Source organism: Paenibacillus sp. FSL L8-0494, assembly GCF_038003695.1.
Classification (GTDB): domain Bacteria; phylum Bacillota; class Bacilli; order Paenibacillales; family Paenibacillaceae; genus Paenibacillus_AQ; species Paenibacillus_AQ odorifer.
Map to the genome: position 1 here is coordinate 676,617 of NZ_JBBOPQ010000001.1, position 20,879 is coordinate 697,495.

Here is a 20,879-nt window from a genome sequence, read left to right on the forward strand (position 1 = left end):
AAACCATGATGATTTTAGGCTAAAGCTTTAAATGCTTGGCTTGAAATAAATAGATATGAAAAAAGGGAGGCAACAAACATGAAGTTTGGAAAACGTACTCTAGTTCTATCTTTAGCATCAATGATGGTTTTTTCCGCACTGGCAGGCTGTTCAGGCAATTCCAACAATGCGGCTCCAAAGGCATCTGAAGGGTCTGGAGCAGCCAACAAAGAAACTACGCCTGATAAAGATGTAACCTTGGAATTATTGTATTGGGGTGATGATGTACAGAAAAAGCTGGTAGAAGCGGCAGCAGAAAAATATACAGCCGACACCGGAGTAAAAATCAATGCACAAGTGCTTCCAGCGGATGGCTCCTTTGATACATTTATTCAGACCCGGCTCGAATCCGGCGAACTTCCAGATATCAGTTATATGGGCGAAGGCGATATCCAAAAGTACAATGAAATGGGAATTATCGAAGATATCAGCGATTTATTAGCGGACGGAAGTATTCCTGAAAAACTATCAGCGATAACAATCCATTCACCTGAGCAAAAAGTGATCGGAGTCGGTCTATCCAACCAGCTGGAGCTGCTTTACTATAGCAAGTCCAAATTTGATGCAGCAGGTCTTGAATATCCACCCTCCAAAGTTGAAAATGCGTGGGATTGGGATACATTCGTAACAAACGCGAAAAAGTTAACGACAGATACTAAAGGAAAAACAGCGGCAGATGAAGGCTTTGATGCTGCTCTGACCGAGAACTACGGGCTTGGTATGACAGCGGGACGGGAGTTCCACCATTTCTGGGCAGCTTATGCCAACGGTGGCGGGATTGTTTCCCCGGATGGAAAGGAGTTTCAATGGGATTCTCCCAAAACGGTTGATGCCATCCAGAAGCTAGCTGATCTCGTTAACAAAGATAAGGTTGCATCCGCTTTCAATTACACTTGGAATTCCGGAATTGGTTCTGCGGTAGACGCTTTGAGTGGTGGTTATGCCATGGCGATCAGCGGCTCTTGGGATCTAGCTAATATCAAAGGAAATGAAGATATCGGCGTTGGGGTTCTACCTAAGATGGAAAAGGCAGTAACGATGAACTGTGGTGCTCCGCTTGTTGTGTACAATACATCGAAGCACATTGAGGAAGCCAAGAAATTCTATGCCTACATGGTCAACCCTGAGAACAGTCTGGAGCTGCTGAAGAGTGGTGCGTGGTTGCCGAACCAGGCAGATTGGTATACCGATCCTACCTTGGTTGAAAAGTGGACCTCCGATCTTCCTGAAAGCGCAAAAGAAACTATCCTTAGTTATTCGACAACGAAAGATTCTATCGCACAATGGCCTGCATATTACGTTCCTGCCTACCTCAAGATGAATACTGAATATGAGAAATCTATTGATCAGGCATTGGCAGGTAAGAAAAGTGTTAAAGAAGTCTATGACGCGATCATGCCAGCGATCAAGCAGTTGTTCGAGAGCGGCAAGGTTTCCTAATTAGAGCTTATATTTGAAAAGAGGGCTATTGCTTATGAACCCAGAGAGCAAAACCGAAACGGCTGCGGTCTATGTTAAAAAGCATGCCAAAGGTGTCACCAAAGAGGCGGTGGCTGGATATTTGTTTGCAGCACCGGCCATTATTGGATTTTTGGTATTGACGCTTTATCCGATGCTGGCCAGTTTGTTTTACAGCTTTCATAAAATAACGATTATGAGCGGAAGCCAAGTTATGGAATGGATTGGGCTGGATAATTTCCGGTACATATTCACCAATACCAGCTCCGAATTCAAGAAATCCATAACGGTGACCTTGATTTATGCCTTCATTAACGTGGCGCTTGTAATCACCTTTTGTCTGATTGTTGCACTCTTATTGAACCGTAAATTTATCGGCAGAAACTTGATGCGGGCTATATTCTTTCTGCCGTCTGTAGTTCCGATGCTGGCGACAACGATTGTGTGGCAGATGCTTCTACAGAACCAAGCCAAGGGTGGACTGCTTAACTGGATTTTATTGCAGATAGGAATAGCCCCTGTTGATTTCCTGACTGATCCCATCCGTATTTTTGAGACATTGTTTATCATGAGCTTGTGGACCTGTGGTGGGACGATTGTTGTGTTCATCGCTACGCTGCAGGATGTTCCGGGAGAATTGCTGGAAGCCATCGAGATGGACGGGGGAAATGCTTGGCACAAGTTCCTCAAAGTAACCTATCCGACGATCAAGCCTGTCCTCTTTTTCCAATTGATTATGTGCATGATGACCTCTATCCAGATTTATACGCAAAGTGTGGTGTTGTCCAGAAATGGTGCACCCGATCGGATGACTTATTTTATCAACGTTATGATCTATGACCATTCATTTGTTCAGGTAGGGATGCGCGGTTTGGCGTCTGCTGAGGCATGGGTCGTCTTCCTAATCACTATGGCCATTACTGGTGTGCTGTTCTACTTCCAGGGCGCATTTAAAAGGGACGATTCGATGGGCAAAAGAAAGAAGGTGAGATAATGGCGGCAACCGCAATTATGAATTATACAAGTATCCAGAAAAAAAAGAAAAGAGCTAAAGCCATCAATACCGGGCTGATTCTGTTCTCCTGTCTGCTCGCAGTGGTGTTTGCTTTTCCGCTTTATTGGCTGCTGCGAGGTGCCTTCGTGAGCCACACAGAAATACTGGCGCGGCCGCCTGTGTTTTTCCCCGAGTCACTAAATGTCGATAATTTTCGGCTTGGATTGGAACGTATTCAGTTCCTGCGGCAGCTCTGGAATTCAGTTTCGATTGTAGTTCCTTATGTGATTGGGACGGTGCTGACGACAAGCTTTGCCGGGTATGCCTTTGCTAAGCTGAACTTTCCGCTGCGCGGGATGTGGTTCGTGCTGGTCATCAGTACGATGATGCTGCCTAGTGCCGTAACCCTGCTGCCACAATATTCCCTGTACACTTCGCTGGGACTAGCTGGCAAACCTGCTCTTATTATTCCGGCCTTTTTCTGTGCAGGCGGCAACGCGTATTTTGTCTTTTTGCTCCGGCAATTTTTTATGACGATTCCGCTAGAACTCAGTGAAGCTGCCAAGATTGACGGCGCGGGTTACTTCCGTATCTACTCCCGTATCATGCTGCCGCTTATACGTCCCGCAATGATTGTTGTGGCGTTGTTCAGCTTTATTAACTGTTGGAATGAATTTTTCTATACCATGATTTATTTGAAGACTGAAGCAGATTATACGCTGCCTATGGGCTTGTATATTGTGAACGGGATGCGCATTCCGAACTATGAACAGGTCATGGCACTGGCGCTCGTCGTTACAGCTCCTTGTCTAGTATTTTTCTTGATCGGCAACAAATATTTTGTTGAGGGCATTACATTAACGGGAATCAAGGGATAAAAAGGAGGAATTCATCCAAATGACAAGTCATAAATGGCCCAGAAGAGCTTCTGTGGCGGCATTATGTGCGGCTGTTGTATTAAATGCAGGGATTGTTCCCGTATCGGCTAACTACACGACTGATTTCTATCATGAAGGCGTAGGCACCGATTACGGGCAGGCGAAGTGGAAGGATAATTCTATTGTTAAGGAAGGCGTTAATTTCAGCGATGTCACCGTCGGAGAAATGATGCAGGCGATTGAAGCTTTTGATTTTGAGGCTTTTGCAAAAGATAATTCCGATTTGCCTTGGCTTGATGCCTTGCTTGTTAACGAAGGTGTCATTCCGGATGATGTCAACGATGAAGTTAGCGCCAATACTCTGTTCAGCCGGGGAAGCGCTTTGTACATGAAGACTCAGGATAATACCAAGCTGGGTTTTGTGGGAACGGTGCATTACGCGGATACTTTGAACAAGGACACGATGTATAACATCACCCTTTCTACAGGAGACTTGGCGGAACAGAAAAATGTGCGGAAGAACTACCCGAGTCATGAGAATCAGACCTACACAAGCGGAGGCCTGGAGATTAACCAGCGGAAATTTATTTCCAGCTATAACAGTGCTGTAACGCTGCTTCAATTGAAGAATCCTACGGCCAGTGATATAACGTTGACGATGAAGGTTAAATCACCTTTCGTCTCAGCGGCTGAGGGTGATGAGCTGGTGGGTTACAGAGTGGCTGCTCCGCTAATGATAGGCAAAGCCGGGCAAAAGGTAGTTGAAGCGATGTCCTACGTGGATGTTCATCTGAGCGGAAACGGCATGAGTCCTTCCGGAAATGAACTGGTTAGAGAGATTACAGTGCCCGCCGGTGGCTCCGTTGACCAAAAGGTAGTCATGGGTTGGCTCGCGGATGAAATACCGGGCTCAAAGCTGCATTATGAGAGCTTTAAGGCTGCTGACAGCAATGACACGGCCTTCTCTGCACAGGTGCGGGAGTACAACGAGTGGTGGGCAGAGAACATTCCATATATCGATGTTCCCGATGAGAATGTGAAGAAGGTACTTTATTATCGTTGGTGGTGTAACCGCTTTAATTTGCTGGATGCCAACATTCCGGGCAATGACTGGCAGTTCCCAATGAACATGGAGGGCGTTCTCGGCTACAACAACGGGATTACGGTCAGTGTACCTTGGGCGATGCAGGATCTGAAATGGCTGCGTGATCCTTCCTACTTGTATGGAACCTGGCTGGCTCAAGGGGAATATTCCGAGAATAAGAATTATAAAAATAATCCCGGACGTCCTAACATCTGGACCTGGGATATGATGCAGAACACGTCGCAAGTAGGCTGGGACGCTTACAAGATTTACGGTGGTGGTCAGGAAATATTGAAGAAGTTCGCTGATTTTTCTGCGACTGATGTTACCGGCACACTTGAACATTTTAAAGGCACTAATCCAAATCTTGTTTATTATAACCATGGTCCGATTACAGGTAATGACGGAGATACCGTATCCATGCACTGGAATGGCAGTGGTAACTATGCCCGCCTGGATGGTTCTTCTACTACCTACGCCAATGCAGTGGCAACAGCGAAGATGTACGAGCAGCTTGGAGATACTGCGGGTGCAGCTAAAATGAACACTGTGGCGCAGAATATTAAGAATTCAATTCTGAATGAGATGTGGTACGACAAGGCTGACTTTGATGGTGACGGTGTGGCAGATACGAATGGTACAGGCAGCTTTTTGCATAAAAAAGTTGTGGGCGGTACCGATGTATTCAACCCTTGGCGGGATAATAACATGTTTGTCTTTAACTTTGGTGTAGTACCAACTGAAGGTGAAGAAGGATATGAGGCGAAATATTTATCTCAGTTGTCTGATTACGCAGATCCGAATTATTATCCGATCTTTCCTTTCTTTACAGCGGATCAGAACAGCATTATGAAGCGGGTAGAAGATTTCAAGAATGGCAAGACGGATGCCTTCGGTACAGACCAGTTCGCATGGTGTAACTTCGGCAACTATATTAATACCGTTCGTGCCTCTCTGCGCTATTATCCTATAGATAATATCAACAGTGACGTTTACAAAACACTGTTTGATTGGGGCGCTTGGTTGCATACACTGGAACCGGGCAATACGGACCACCTGGACTCTAATGAATTTTTCTGGCTGGAGGATTACTTCTTCGGCACACCATGGACAAAAGACAATCCTCCTAACCCTAGTGGAGATATGGTACGGGCATGGATTCACCACGATACGCTTGGCATGATGAATTACACTGTGGTTGAAGATATGGCGGGTATTCAGCCACGGACAGATGACAAAATCGAGCTATGGCCGATTAATGTCGATTATGACTATTTTGCTGTAGATAACGTGCGTTACCATGATGCTAACTTATCTATCGTATGGCAGGATCCTGCTAAGTATAGTGACAATCCTCATTATCAAGGTATTCCAGCAGGTTATTCGCTCTTCATTAATGATGAACTCGTAATGACAACTAACGAAATGTCCCATCTGATTTATGATACAGCTACTGGCAAGGTGGAAAAACCTTCAGGGGATGTAACTGGGGCCGTTGGCGACAACTCGAAGACACAGGTGTTATATGAAAAAGGCAGTGCTACGACGCTTGCTGCGGCAGATCAAACATCCTTAGCCAGCAATGAGAAGACTGTCGACATGTTTAATAAAGCAGGCGTTGATATTGTTAATAACGGTACGAATCTGGCTGTTGCTTCAGGCACTACTGTTGAATCGACTTATATCAAGAGCGGTTCGAATATCCGCAACCTGGCGGACAATTCGACAATCGCATCAATTAATCATACGTCAAACACAGCTTTATTCGGCGGTTCGCCGAATTCTGTCGATACGGTTACGTTCAAATTTGATGGAGTCCAGGCTGTGGACAATGTAAAAGTCTATTTCTATAATGACCGGCTTCTGAACGGTTATGGTACACCACAGACATTTGGTGTCGAATATCAGGATGCTGATGGAAGCTGGAAACCAGTGGAGGGACAATTCCGCTATCCGGAATATATTGCTTCCAACTATAACAATGTGGAGTTCCAAAAGGTTAATACTGCAGCGATTCGCATTCATGTGACGCATCCGCTGGAACTTGCGACCGCCATCAAGGAGATTCAGATCTACAATAATAATCTGGAGGTTAAGGCGGCTGCCAATCAAGCACCAAAGGTTTATCTAGAAACACCATTGAAGGTTGAGCAAAATGTTCCTCTGACGATTATGCCGCAGATCGTTGATGATGGGTTGCCAAGTGGCAAGCTGACTTATACCTGGGAGAAGATTTCAGGTGAAGGAGAAGTAGAGGAGACAGGGCTTGATAAAGCCATGCTGCAAGCTACCTTTAAGACGACTGGTGAATACGAATACCGCCTGACTGTCAGCGATGGAGAACTGGAAACTGTCGTGAAGGTTCCAGTCACCGTATTTGTAGCTACTGCGGAACTGACAGAGATGATCGCGAAGTTTGCGGATCGGGATTCCGGCAGACTTGTCCGGAACAAGGATGATTTTACTGCGGCAACATGGCAAGAGCTGCAAGCTGCGCTGACTGCTGCCAAGGCATTGCTGGCTCAGGGAGAATATACGCTGGAAGAGATCAAGGTGGCAACGGATCAAATGCGGATGGCGGTGGATAACCTTAGATACAGAAATGCTGCCCTTTTGGCTGCCCCTAGTGCCTCATACACTTCGGCATGGGAGTCTGTGTATGGCATTAATGATGGTTATATCCCTTATACTTCAGCAAGTATTTACAATAGCGAAGCAGAAACTCAGTATGGGAACTGGGGCGGTCCCGGTGAAAGCCACTGGCTGCAACTGACCTGGAAAGAGCCCGTGACTTTGTCAGGCAGCTCCGTGTACTTCTATGATGATGAAGGCGGTGTGCAGGTACCGGGAGATTACAACTTCGAATATTGGGATAAGGATGCTGGAAAATATGTACCGGTATCGGGCTTGAGCGAGAAAGGCAAAGCAAGAAATGTATTTAACGAGGTAACCTTTGACGAGGTGAAGACGGATAAACTCCGTTTGATTCTTAATAAGCAGTCCACCAGTATTTGGACAGGCGTTAAGGAATGGCGGGCTATTTCGTCTAAGCCAGAAGGAGAAGTTCCTGCTCCCGGCGACCACGGCGCGATTGCGGGCATTGAACAGATTGCGGTGAGTACGACAGTTAACGTCGTGCCTACGCTTCCAGCTAAGGTTACGGTAACTTACGCCGATAAAACGACAGGCTTGGCAAGTGTGGTATGGGAGGAAATTCCCCTTAACAAACTCACCATTGCTACAGACTTCACTATATTTGGTAAAGTGGCGGGCACTGATATTGCTGCCAGCTGCCGCATCAGTGTGAGGTACGATAAATCTAAACTTAAAGCAGCCATTGATACAGCGGAAGATCCTTCGGTAAATGAAGAGAATTATACCGGAACGCCTGAGCAATGGGAGGCATTACGCATTGCACTAGAGGCTGCTAAAGCCACTTATGCAAATGACGGTGCTACCGATGGTGATATTAATGTGGCATATTCCAATTTGAAAAATGCCTTTGAAGCCTTACAGCCTGTCGAAGCTCATGATGCAACGATCAGCGGAATCACAATTCCGGGCGGATCTATTGATCAGGTAGCCAAAGAAATTATTTTACCGGATACGACTACGCTTGATGAGCTGAAGGAAGGACTTACTGTTCCGGTAGGGGTTACCTTCGCTGTGTACGAACCTGATAGCATTACTCTTGCGGGAGAAATCCAAACGGGTTACAAGGTCATTGTGACAGCACTGGATAAAACAACGACCAGAACGTATACCTTAACATTGGTTTCTGTAAATCCGCCTCTCATAACGGCACCTTTGGAAGAGAAGCTTAGAGCAATAGAAGCTTTGGATAAGAGCCTTTATGTAGAGGAGAGCTGGAATACTCTTGAGAAAGAAGTAGCACGAGCAGTGATATTGCTGGAGAGTGGGACTGCCACTCAGGCAGACATTGATGAGGCATTAAGTCAGCTTAATGCGGCGGTTGCGGGCCTGAAGTTGCTTTCAGAAGCTACGCCAACACCTACGCCAACATCAACACCTGTACCGACAGCGACACCAACGCCAACGTCAACACCAAAACCAACAGAGGCACCGGGTACTTATGTGCCGGTAGCCACGGCCAAACCGTCGCCTAGCGCGTCTGCGACAGCAACCCCTGCTGTAAGCAGTGGTAAAATCGTGGTCCAGACGGTCATCGGAGCAGATGGAAAAGCATTGGCTGAACTCACTGCCGCAGATGTTGAAAAGGCAGGAAAGGATGCAAAGGATGGTATTCTGTCCATTGTCGTGAATCCTGCCGGAAACGCGAAACAAATTGTAATTGAGCTGCCACTGCAGTCACTGGCAGCAGCGGGAAATGTTAAATCCCTCAAGATTGATACAGGAACAGCAAGCATAATGCTGCCGGAAAGTTTCTTGAAGACTTACACAGATGCTAAGAACGGCAAACTTAAGCTTATTGTGGGCACTGGAGATGTATCCGGATTGCCACTGTCGGTAAGCAGTCAGTTGAATGCTGGTACAATTAAAGACATCAGTCTTAGCGTAGACGGTGTGGTTATTCCGAGTGATGTTCTGAAGACATCGGGGATCAAGCTGGCACTTCCTTATACGCTGAAGTCTGGTGAGAAAGCTCATAAAGTAGTGGTTTATTACTTGAACAGTAATCAGCAACTAGAGATCGTTAAGAACGGAAGATTTAATACAGGAACACAGATGCTTGAGTTAACTTTGCCGCAGCTTGGCAGTTATGTAGTGGGTCACTCGAATGTTTCATTCAAAGATATCGCTACAGCTAATTGGGCGGTAAACAGCATTGAAGCACTCGCAGCACGAGGTGCAATCGAAGGGATGGATGCTGAACACTTTAATCCAAGTGGAAATGTGACCCGTGCAGAATTCATCAAAATATTGATGAACGCTTTTGATTTACTAGATGAGACGGCTGTAAGCACATTTACAGACGTTAAGGATGGGGCATGGTATGCCAGTCCGATTGCGAGCGCTCAAAAGCTCGGCATTGTTAAAGGCAAAGCGGATGGCAACTTTGGTGCAAGCGAGGAGATTACTCGTCAGGAAATGGCAGTCATGATTTATCGTTTGGCTCAGACGATTAATATCCCATTGACTGACGGAACAAAGGCTACTGGTGAAGCATTCTCTGATGTGAACCAGTTGTCTGCGGATGCAGCCAAAGCTGTAGAAGCGATGCGTATTAGTGGAATTATTAACGGTATGACATCCAACCAATTTGGGCCAAACGATAAGGCTACAAGAGCGCAAGCAGCGACAGTGATCTTCCGCCTGTTTGAGCAGCTTCAATAATCGTGCAGCAATACAAGATATAAAAAACACAGGTGTCCTAGTCATGCCAATGACTGGTGGGGTACCTGTGTTTTTTTGCTGCTGACCGTATGTCCCGAACGCCAGCTTTATTAGTTCAAAGCTGCTAGCTCAAAGGTGCCAGCCCCAAACGCCTAACTCAAAGTTGCTGGCTCAGAGATGCCAGTGCCAAACGCATAGAACAAGCTGGCAACCCCTAAGGCCTAACTCAAAGTTGCTAGCATAGAGATGCCAGTGCCAAACTACTAGAAGAAGATGCCAACCCCAAACGCCTAACTCAAAGTTGCTAGCATAGAGATACCAGCCTCAAACGTCTAGATCGAAGTTGCTATCTCAGAGCTGACAACTCAAAAACACCTAATCACATGCTCGTATCCCCCATGCTCTTAAAACAAACTTTGCTTCATGGTATGTCATTTGCACGCAAGAGATCGCTAACGGACCCAGTAGCCGCTAAACACAGCATTTATCGACTTTTGGCTTGCTATCGGACTCCATAGTAGCTATTGGCATGAAAAACGCCCAATATGAGCCTCTTTTGATAAAATAGCTGCACTGGAGTCCGAAAATGTGCCAAAAAGGAGATAAATGAGCAAATAACGCCTCCTGAGTCCGTAAGTGCCTGAGGATGCAAGTGGTGTTATCGCGGCTAAGTCCGTAAGTGTCTGAGGATGTGTTCGGTGTTATTGTGCTAGGTCCGTAAGCTCCCCGGGGAGAGGGTGTTTTGGCGCTAACGGACCCAGTAGCCCCTAAACGTAGCATTTATCGACTTTTGGCGTACTATCGGACCCCATAGTCACTATTGGCATGAAAAACGCCCGGTTTGAGCCACTTTTGATGAGATAGCTGCACTGGAGTCCGAAACTGTTCGCAAAAGGCAATAATTGAGCAAATAACGCCTCCTGAGTCCGTAAGTGCCTGAGGATGCAAGTGGTGTTATCGCGGCTAAGTCCGTAAGCGCCTGATGATGTGTTGGGTGTTATTGTGCGAGGTCCGTAAACCCCAAGGGATGAGTGTGATTCGGCGGTAACGGACCCAGTAGCCCCTAAACGTTGCATTTATGGACTTTTGGCGTGCTATCGGACCCCATAGTCACTATTGGCATGAAAAACGCCCAATATGAGACTCTTTTGATGAAATAGCTGCACTGGAGTCCGAAAATGTGCCAAAAAGGCGATAAATGAGCAAATAACGCCTCCTGAGTCCGTAAGCGCCTTAGGATGTACTTGGTGTTATCTTCCCTAGGTTCATAAGCATTTGAGGATGTACTCGGTGTTGCGTGCCTGAGCCGAAAGCGTCTGAGGATATATGCGGTGTTATCGTGCCTGAGTCCATAAGCGTCTGAGGATGTTATGCGGTGAGTCACTATTGGCATGACCCCAAGGGCTGATTGGGTTACTTACCTGCCGAACCCGGCGTATGGAGTAGTCTCGTTTCTTTCTTGTTGATCCCTTTTCAGTATAATTTTGGCGGATAGGATTTGGAGAGACGGGGGATAATTTCTAGGAAACCTAATTCTGACAGGAGTGACTACTGTGGAGGAACGGCCAGCAGGTGGAAACAGCAATACGTCTCAAAAAAACACAAAATCTGAGCAGACTCTGAGTACGTCACTGGATGAAATGATGACTTTGTTTCGAAACATATTCAAGGACGATGAAACGCTTAGAATCAGGGTGTTTAGCAACATGTTTACTGATAGTCTTCGCTTTGGGTTAGTCTATGTTGACGGAATGGTTGACAAGCATTTGATCCAGGAAGGGATTATTAAGCCTGTTATGGCTTTTGATTTTACCAAAAAGAATTGTGACAATAAAGCCGAGCTGATGGAGAACATCCGGACGCAGGTCATTAGCATTAGTGATGTGGTCGCCTCTGAAGATTTTGATGAAATGATTTATTCGATTATAGCTGGCAAGACCTTACTGCTGATAGACGGCTTTGCGGGTGTTCTGAACATTGGGGCACAGGGTTGGGAGACGAAAGCTCTTGCGGAACCGGTGACCGAAAAAAGTGTCAAAGGTCCAAGGGAAGGATTTACGGAATCACTGTTAGTGAATCTCACTCTTATTCGTCGCAGGGTGCAAGACTCCGAGTTAAAGTTTGTTTTTAGTTCACTGGGAACACGTTCCAAAACACCGATATGTATCTGTTATATGGAGAGCTTGGCATCACCGGCTATTCTCAAAGAATTACAGAATCGAATTGAACAGATTGACATAGATCTTATTCTGGACACGGCATCTCTGGCGGAATTAATTAGAGACGAACCCTATTCGCCCTTTGAGATGACAGGAAGTACAGAGCGCCCGGATGCCGTAGTCAGTAACATGATGGAGGGCAGAGTTGCCGTGCTTATAGAAGGCAGCCCGTTTGCAATGACCGTTCCCTATCTATTTGTAGAGAATTTTCAAGCCAGCTCGGATTATTACATTAACTTTTATTTTGGTTCGTTCAATCGAATGTTAAGAGTTTTTGGAGCTTTTTTGTCGATCAGTATTCCTGCTCTTTACGTAGCTTTAGTTACCTATAGCCAGGAAATGATCCCCACCATGTTGTTGCTCAGTATTTCTACAGCAAGAGTAGCAGTCCCTTTTCCTACAATAGTAGAGGCGCTATTCATGTTAACTATTTTTGAAATATTAAGAGAGGCGGGCGAGCGGATACCTACCTATATAGGGCAGGCTATCAGTATCGTAGGCGCTCTCGTGTTAGGACAAGCGGCAGTGGAGGCCAGAATAGTGAGTGCTCCAATGATTATTGTAGTCGGTTTAACAGGGATCATGACGCTACTTAATCCTAGGTTGACCGGTCCTTTAATTATCGTAAGAACATTGCTGCTGGGTGCGAGTTTTTTCCTGGGGATATACGGATATTTTCTTGGAATGCTTGGTTTAGTAGTACATTTGATGAGTTTGCGCAGCTTTGGGGTTCCATACATGCTTGAAGTAGGCTCTATCCGTCCTCAGGACATTAAAGATACAGCGATCAGGGCGCCGTGGTGGCATATGTATCTGCGTCCGGCGTTGATTGGGGCACGAAATATGAGGAGAAAAGGCTCCAATAAAGTAAGGAGAAGACCATGAGCAAGCTGAAAAGGATACTTCTGATTGTTATATCCATGATGCTTCTGATCTGCAATACAGGCTGCTGGAACTACTTTGAAATTGACGATATGTCGATTGTTGCTGGGGTCGCAATTGATAAGGGGAAAAAAGACGGTCAGTTATTGGTAACGACAGAAATTGTAGATACGAAGGAAGGGTTGAAATCAAGTCAGGCTGGTTTCAAAATGATTACGCTCGCGGGCGAGACCATGTTTGATATTGTGCGGGGGATGATCTCGATTACTGGAAAAAAGTTATTTTGGAGCCATTCTAAGGCGATTATCCTCAGTGAGGAGATTGCAAGGGAGGGAGTCACCAAAGTAATTGATTGGTACAACAGGGATACGGAAACCCGATCAGATGTGTATATCTTTGTCGCTAAAGACAAACCGGCTCAAGAAATCATAAGCCTAAGTAGTTCAACTGAGAGTATTATGTCTTACGCACTTGCACAGCAGATGAGAACTGAGAAGAATGTCAGCACAGCGCCTGTTGTGGAAATCTGGGACTTCATTGACAAGCTTGAGGCTTCTGGAGAATATGCTATCGCTCCGTTAATTTATGTCCATGAACAAAATAAGATGAAGAATGCACGAGTTAGCGGAACAGCTATATTCAAAATGGATAAAATGATCGGTATGATCAGTGGCGAAGAAACGAAATACATGCTGTTTGCCAACAATCAAATCCAGGGAGGTGTGTTAATCGTAAAGGATGAAAGTGGAGAGCCTAACTTTTCGCTCGAAATTTTATCCAATCGCACAAAAATAAAACCTGTATGGGTAAATGGTAAGCTCCAAATAAAACTTAATACACTGACACATGCCGGATTGGACGAGGTCAAATCTTCGGGCGAATTCAATAGTCTGGACAGCAAGAAAACGATAGAAAGGTGGGCTGAAAAAGAACTAGAAGAGCAGATTTTCTCCGTTATTCATAAGGTTCAGAAGGATTACCATGCAGATATTTTTGGGTTTGGAGAGCTCCTTCATGAGAAAATGCCGCGGACCTGGGAGAAAATCGAGAAAAACTGGGTGAGAGAATTTTCCAACGTAGAAGTAGTAGTGAATTCCAAGGTGATTATTGAGAACAGTGCACAAACGACAAGGTCTATCAAGATTCATCAAAAATAGGTGATAATATTGGTTGTGGTGGTCATGTTTATCTATGTAGTAATTGTTTTAATCGATCCTTATGGTCTGTGGAAGCAGGGGATGAAGCGGGATTTTTATGTTTCTTCTGCATTATGTCTAATTTCATTCTGTATTGCCTTTGCATTGGCAATGAGATGGTCGATTCCTAGTCCGTCACCATTCCTTGTGTATTGGATCAAGATGCTATTCTAGGTATTAGCCTAAAGGGAGAATAGAGTATGAATAAAGAGATCATATCAACAGGGCATGCTATTAGTATTGCTGTCTTATTTATTATGGGGACTTCAATATTTATGGGCGTACCGGGACAATCCGGTAACAGTAACTGGATCGCCGTATTGTTAGCTATGGTGCTGGTTGCCCCACTTTTGCTGATATATGCCAGACTCCACGTCCTATTACCGGGTAAGGATCTATTTGATATGTTGATTACCGTGTTTGGCGGAATCCTGGGTCGAATCATCTCCACTCTCTATATATGGTATTCCTTTCATTTGGGGGCACTAATTATTAGAAACTTTGGAGAATTCAGTCGCACAATTACCTTAACGGATACCCCTATGTTAGCACCTATGATATGTCTGGGACTATTGTGTGTTTGGGTGGTTAAGGCGGGGATTGAAGTGATGGGGAGAAGCGCTAAGCTCCTGTTGCTGTTTGCTGTATTTGTTAATTTAGTACTGATAACACTCGCCTTTTCCAGACTGGAATATCATCATTTACTTCCTCTGTTGGACAAAGGCTGGCAGCCTTTATTAAGCGACACTCTGGGTACTTTTTCTTTTCCATTTGCGGAGATTGTAATATTTCTGGGAGCATTCAGTAATTTATCGGACAAGAGCTCAATACGGAAGATATTATTTGGTAGTCTAGTAATTTCAGGGGTGATTATCATTATGGCTACTTTGCGTAACCTGTTGATGCTGGGTCCTGAAGTTCTATCCAGTTTATATTTTCCCGCTTATGTGTCTGCTGGCCGTATTAATGTAGGTGATTTTCTGACCCGAATTGAAGGTTCATCGGCAGTTGCTTTTGTAATCACTACTTTTATCAAGACAAGTTTATGTCTGTATGTAGCGAGTAGTGGGATAGCAAAAGTACTCAAGCTCAAGAGTTACCGCTCTGTTGTGCTTCAGATGGGACTACTCATGATCTATTTTGCGGATTTTGTGTACAAGGATATTATGGAAATGTACTATTTTTCTTACCATATTTATAAAATATACGCCTTTCCTTTTCAGGTGATTATTCCACTGATGTTATGGATTTGCGCTGAAATTGTTGTGAGCCGGCGTAAAAATAAACAGCTAGCGCCGCAGTCGCAGCAATAGCTCTAATAGGAGGATACAGGTGTCTCGTAAGCCTTAAAGTGGCTGGTTGCCCGTGTCTTTTTTTATTTCGTTTTATTTGATCACATTTACGCTTTTAAAGCCGCGGGAAATGTGCAAATAGCGTCCTCTGAGTCCGTAAGTTTCAGGAGAAGGCGATGATGCTATAATGATAGATACATAGATAGAGTTTACTTTTTTATTGAGAACAGGGGAGCTGATCTATCATTGAATACATATATTCTTATATATGATAGCTTTGTGCAGTTTGAGGTTACATTGGCAGCTTATTTTATGAAAACAAAGGGCCAGGTCTATACCTTAAGCTTGGAAGATAAGGCGTTAATCTCCTACGAGGGTTTTTCTGTGAATCCATCAGTATTGGTTGAAAATGTGGACGTTAGCACCATAGATTTATTGATTATCCCTGGTGGGGAAACAGATAATTTAATAGGGCAGGAGGCTCTATTAGATTTAATCAGAAGCCTAAATCGAGCAGGAAAAGTCATCGCGGGCATTTGCGGTGGGGTATCCATTCTTAAGGCTGCCGGAGTACTGGATGGTAAGGTTTATGTGGACAATGAATCTGGGGTATCTAACGTCTTTGTCGATGGAACAATCATTACCGCTAAACCGAATGGATATGTAGACTTTGCGCTTGAAATTGGGCGAATAATGAGTATCTATAAAGATGAGGCAGATTTGCAAGAAACGATAGATTTCTTTAAACATTTTAAATCCGTCTAAGGAGTAGAAGAGGGGAAACATGTATGAACGTTAGCAATATCATTATGTCCTCTTATTGGGGTAGAGAGGTTAAACATAAATATATCACCCAAGGGTCCAAAGCGCTGGCTGTTATTTTTCCGGGTAAAAATTATTCAGCTGATCGCTCTCTGCTAGATTATGCGGCTAAAGCTGCCCGGGAGCATAATTGTGATGTTCTGCTTTTAGAATATGGTTACCAGAGTGCAAGGGTGGATTTCAAACGTGAAGAAATGAGTATTATCATTGAGGAATGTAAAGCTGTGATCGCTTCTCTTCCGGATTATAAGAGATTTCTTTTTATAAGTAAAAGCATGGGCGCTGTTATTGCAGGTAGAATAGCTGAAGAGCTAGAAATACAGAAGAAGACGTCTCATCTATATATCACCCCGTTGCCTGAGGCGGTGCCGCTGATTCAGCGGAGTCGGGGTACTGTAATCTATGGCGGCAGTGACCCCTTATTTGGTCAAGAACATTCCGGTGAAATTAGTGGGCTGAATCATTTGAAGGTGTATAGAATCGATGATGCCAATCATTCGCTGGAGGTAGGCAGTGTCAATGAGTCACTAGCTATACTGTTGGTTATCATTAATTTCTATCATGAATTTTACCGGGATGCTTTAAATCCATAACTTTAGGAGATGATGAGTGTGATTTTGGAAGCTGCGATGCTGCAAGTAAAGCCTGGTTTGACTACTGAATTTGAGCAAAGCTTCAAGGAGGCGTCAAGTTTAATCTCCTCGATAGAGGGTTATATGGGCCATGAATTACAACATTGCTTGGAGGATGATCATAAGTATCTGTTGCTGGTGAAGTGGAGAACGCTTGAAGACCACACTGTTGGTTTTAGAGAATCCAGCCAATATCAGGAATGGAAAGCACTCCTTCACCATTACTACGACCCATTTCCGGTAGTTGAGCATTTTACCCGCATTAATCTGGACTAAATGGAGGATACCGAATGAAGGCGAAGCTTGTTGGGGAAGGCAGAACAGCGGAGATCTGGCAGCATGACGATCAGAGGATTCTTAAATTGTACCGGGAGGATATAGCAGAGCAACACGTCAGCCGGGAATATAAAATCAGCCGGTTTGTACATGCGCGGGGTGTTCGGACCCCTCAGCCTTTTGAGCTTATTACTGAACAGAATCGACAAGGTATCGTTTTTCAACAAATTCAGGGTCCCTCTTTACTAAAGGTGATGGGTGAGAAGCCTTGGAAAGTTACCCAATATGCCAGGCTGATGGCGGGGCTTCATTGTGATTTGCATAAGCTTGAAACTACAGAGGAAATCGGCCAGCAAAAGGATATGCTGAAAAGTCAGATCATGGTTGCCCCTATGCTGAGCGAAGAGGAAAAATCCGTCATTTTGAAGTATCTGGAGAAGCTGCCGGAAGGCACTCGTTTATGTCATGGGGATTTTCATCCCGACAATGTGCTTATGGATGAACAGCTCTGGGTGATCGACTGGATGACGGGTGTAGTGGGAGAACCTGCTGGAGATGCTGCGCGTTCCGTAGTGATGTTCAGTTTGGGAGCTATGCCTCCGGGAGCTTCTGCCTTCTCCAAATTAATGTTAGGTTTTATAAGAAAAAGATTAACTAAGGGATACATTCAAGAGTATCTCAGATTATCAGGACACACTTATGAGGACGTAGACCGCTGGATTTTGCCGATCGCGGCCGCGCGTCTGGTGGAGGGGCTTTCGCCTCCAGAGAAGGAGCTGCTGGTAAAAGAAGTTCGTAAACGTCTACACACCTTAGCCGCAGAGGTAAGCTGATCATGGCACAAAACGGAGGCGTATTCTATGACTACCTATATAGCGCTGCTGCGTGGAATTAACGTCGGCGGGAACAAAATTATTAAAATGCTGGACCTGAAGGCGATGTTTCAGACTCTTGGATTTGCAAATGTACGAACGTATATTCAGAGCGGAAATGTCGTATTTGAGAGTGATGAAGGTTCGGAGAGCCTGCTTAGCGGAGTCATTGAACGTCAGATTCATGAGGTTTTTGGATTCGAGGTCTCTGTTATTATCCGTACTTTAGCGGAGATGGAGAACGTGATCGCTAACGATCCCTTTCAGCTCTCCGAGCCAGAGGAATTCAAAAGATGGTATGTTACTTTTTTACCAGCCGAGCCTTCAGCGGAAGCATTGGATAAACTGCGCACTTATGAGAATGGACCGGATAAAGTACGTTTTGTCGGCAGAGAGATGTATATATTATATGAGGTCAGTGTGAGCCAATCGCCGCTTTTTAAAGTCCCTTTTGACAAAATACTCGGGATGCCCATTACCGCACGCAACTGGAACACGGTGAATAAGCTTGTTGCCATAGGCAAGATGGAATAACATAGTTTGGATTGAAAAGAGTACCGAAAGGCTCCACATTGTGGGGTCTTTTTTGCGTTCTGGCAGCCTCATTTATTCAGCAAACATTCAGCTTGCACTCATTGAGAGTTAAGGTATGGATGAAATAATACACCTACGGAAAGCTTGGGCCGGAGTTACAGAACTGCCGGCATATAGAATGATCAAGGGATAGGAGTGAAATGGAGATGAGTTTTGCTAGAAAAATAAGCTCGGATCTTATACTGTGGCTCATTTTAATACTCGCTGCTTTTTTGTACGGTTATGGAGTTTGGAATGACCACTATGTGAATACATACTACACCACTGCCGTGGGAAGTATGCTGCAAAACTTTCATAATTTCTTCTTCGCTTCACTCGACTCTGCAGGTTCAGTCACGGTGGATAAACCACCGGTCACCTTTTGGATTCAGACTCTTAGCGCACTCATTTTCGGGCTGCATGGCTGGAGTGTAATTTTACCTCAGGCACTTGGGGGCGTGGGCTCCGTGTTGCTCGTATACCTTCTGGTTAAACCTACCTTTGGTAAAGCAGCAGCACGTTTAGCAGCGCTGGCCATGGCAACAACTCCAGTAGCGGCGGCTGTTAGCCGGACGAATAACATTGATGCTTTGTTAGTATTCACGTTACTGTTGGCGGTTTGGTTTTTATTTAAAGGAACGAAGAGTAATAAGCTGGGCAGTCTCCTTGCCGCATTCGCTTTAATCGGTGTTGGGTTTAATGAGAAGATGCTGCAGGCTTATATGGTTTTGCCGGCTTTTTATCTCTTTTATGTCTTGGCTGCGAAAGTGAACTGGAAGCGAAAAACTGGAGTATTAGCGGCCTCGACAGCTATATTACTCGTGGTCTCGTTATCCTGGGCAGTGATAGTGGATTCGATTCCCGCTAGTAAACGACCTTATATCGGCAGCAGCGGTACTAACTCCGTGCTCAATCTTGCCTTTGGTTATAATGGTGTCGCGCGGTTGACGGGTGATCGGGGGACAGGTGGTGGCGGAGGTGGAATGCCTTCAATGAATGGTGGTGAGATGCCGAACATGAATGGCGAGATGCCAGCTATGAACGGTGAAAGACCCGCTATGAACGGGACAGATGCTGAAAATGGTACGGATAGCGGACGTGGAGCATTTTCGGGTCGGCAAGGCATAAATTCAATCTCAGACGGTCAAAATGGCGCCGATGATGGAGGTTCACCAGGGCAACCACCCGGCGGTGGAACAGATAATCAAAACCGGCAATTTGGTGGTGAAGGTGGGGGCCAAGGACAACGCGGCGGCATGAATGGCGGCGGAGGTGGAATGTTCAATACTGGAACCGCAGGTCCACTGCGCCTGTTTCAATCAGAGCTGTCAGGTCAGGCAAGCTGGATGCTGCCTTTTGTATTGTTTGGTTGTATTGGATTATTCGCTAATCTGCGGAGAAGGAACTTTACGCAAGGGCATAAAGAAGCTCTATTCTGGTTAGCATGGCTGGTGCCGGTGATGGGATTCTTCAGTATTGCGGGATTCTTCCATCAATATTATCTGGTGATGATGGCTCCGCCGATAGCCGCGCTGGTCGGTGCAGGCTGGTCAAAGCTCTGGAGTCTGTATCGCGAGCACTCTGGTTGGCTGTCATGGCTATTGCCAGTTGCGACGCTGGTTACAGCAGTTTTTCAATGGTACATTATTCATCCTTATGACGATACGATTGGCAGGGGCTGGTCGATTGGCATTCTGGCTGCCGGTATAGTTGTTTCTTTGGTGCTGGTCGTTCTTAAAGGCAAGCAGAAGCCATTTGTTTTCTCGGCAAGTATTGTCGCTGTACTAGTATTGTTAATTGGCCCGCTCTACTGGGCAGCTACCCCAATTACTTATGGCCTGAATAGCCAAACCCCTGAAGCAGGACCAGGCAGCAGTGAGGGCAGAGGAGGAATGGGCGGCAATTCTAGCAACTTTGGGCGTAATAGCGCCACAAGTGCGAATGAGAGTCTGCTGTCCTATCTGGAGGAAAATAATACTGGGGAGCCTTATCTGTTTGCCGTATTGGATTATGGCACAGCAGCTCCTTATATCGTCGATAAGGGGGCATCGGTTGTTATTCTGAACGGTTTTTCCAATTCGGACACAGTATATACCACAGATACCCTAAAGGCGTTAGTAGAGAGTGGCAAGGTGAAATACTTCCTGCTGAGCAGCGGCGGTATGGGTGGTGGACGTGGAGGGAATTCTACGCTATCTACCTGGATTACCGACAATGGCACAGAGGTTCCAGCAGCGGATTGGGCAGGAAACGACGCTGGCAACAGCGGAACGTTATACAAAGTTACAGTTAACTAGTTCAGTGTTTTAGGATACGAAGCGTGCTAATACATTTGCAGGCACGCTT

The 20,879-nt window shown here is 45.4% G+C and carries 13 protein-coding genes; all 13 read left to right on the plus strand.

Features of this window, described 5'->3' with window-relative positions:
- Positions 1-78: 78 nt before the first annotated feature.
- The 13 genes from NYE35_RS03150 to NYE35_RS03210 all read left to right on the plus strand — a co-directional run bounded on the left by NYE35_RS03150 (position 79) and on the right by NYE35_RS03210 (position 20,830).
- Entirely contained in the window at positions 79-1,479 is a 1,401-nt protein-coding gene (locus NYE35_RS03150) for an extracellular solute-binding protein (RefSeq protein WP_076101376.1), read from the plus strand.
- 34 nt (positions 1,480-1,513) lie between these two features.
- The gene (locus NYE35_RS03155) at positions 1,514-2,491 is read left to right on the plus strand and encodes a carbohydrate ABC transporter permease (RefSeq protein WP_081384363.1); all 978 of its coding nucleotides are present in this window, start codon (positions 1,514-1,516) and stop codon (positions 2,489-2,491) included.
- Complete coding sequence (locus tag NYE35_RS03160) at positions 2,491-3,369, plus strand: carbohydrate ABC transporter permease (protein ID WP_081382617.1); 879 nt, start codon at positions 2,491-2,493, stop codon at positions 3,367-3,369. The genes NYE35_RS03155 and NYE35_RS03160 overlap by 1 nt, the downstream gene beginning before the upstream one ends.
- A gap of 19 nt (positions 3,370-3,388) precedes the next feature.
- The gene (locus NYE35_RS03165; RefSeq protein ID WP_341120121.1) at positions 3,389-9,769 is read left to right on the plus strand and encodes an S-layer homology domain-containing protein; all 6,381 of its coding nucleotides are present in this window, start codon (positions 3,389-3,391) and stop codon (positions 9,767-9,769) included.
- A gap of 1,553 nt (positions 9,770-11,322) precedes the next feature.
- On the plus strand, positions 11,323-12,873 hold the full coding sequence (locus NYE35_RS03170) for a spore germination protein (protein WP_218641692.1): 1,551 nt from the start codon (positions 11,323-11,325) through the stop codon (positions 12,871-12,873).
- Positions 12,870-14,027 (plus strand): Ger(x)C family spore germination protein, encoded by a 1,158-nt coding sequence (locus NYE35_RS03175; RefSeq protein WP_076223371.1) that lies wholly within the window; start codon positions 12,870-12,872, stop codon positions 14,025-14,027. Before NYE35_RS03170 ends, NYE35_RS03175 begins: the two co-directional genes overlap by 4 nt.
- Before the next feature lie 239 nt (positions 14,028-14,266).
- Positions 14,267-15,379, plus strand: coding sequence for a GerAB/ArcD/ProY family transporter (locus NYE35_RS03180; RefSeq protein ID WP_036676761.1), 1,113 nt, complete (start codon positions 14,267-14,269; stop codon positions 15,377-15,379).
- A 225-nt stretch (positions 15,380-15,604) separates the two neighbouring features.
- Entirely contained in the window at positions 15,605-16,123 is a 519-nt protein-coding gene (locus tag NYE35_RS03185; RefSeq protein ID WP_341120123.1) for a DJ-1/PfpI family protein, read from the plus strand.
- A 23-nt stretch (positions 16,124-16,146) separates the two neighbouring features.
- On the plus strand, positions 16,147-16,773 hold the full coding sequence (locus NYE35_RS03190; protein WP_341120126.1) for a hypothetical protein: 627 nt from the start codon (positions 16,147-16,149) through the stop codon (positions 16,771-16,773).
- Between the two features lie 18 nt (positions 16,774-16,791).
- Complete coding sequence (locus tag NYE35_RS03195) at positions 16,792-17,088, plus strand: antibiotic biosynthesis monooxygenase family protein (RefSeq protein WP_036676767.1); 297 nt, start codon at positions 16,792-16,794, stop codon at positions 17,086-17,088.
- 14 nt (positions 17,089-17,102) lie between these two features.
- Positions 17,103-17,921, plus strand: coding sequence for a phosphotransferase family protein (locus NYE35_RS03200; RefSeq protein ID WP_038568584.1), 819 nt, complete (start codon positions 17,103-17,105; stop codon positions 17,919-17,921).
- 27 nt (positions 17,922-17,948) lie between these two features.
- A complete protein-coding gene (locus tag NYE35_RS03205; RefSeq protein ID WP_076101379.1) occupies positions 17,949-18,494 on the plus strand; it encodes a DUF1697 domain-containing protein in 546 nt (181 codons plus the stop codon).
- Positions 18,495-18,700: 206 nt separating this feature from the next.
- The gene (locus NYE35_RS03210; protein ID WP_341120128.1) at positions 18,701-20,830 is read left to right on the plus strand and encodes a glycosyltransferase family 39 protein; all 2,130 of its coding nucleotides are present in this window, start codon (positions 18,701-18,703) and stop codon (positions 20,828-20,830) included.
- Positions 20,831-20,879 lie beyond the last annotated feature (49 nt).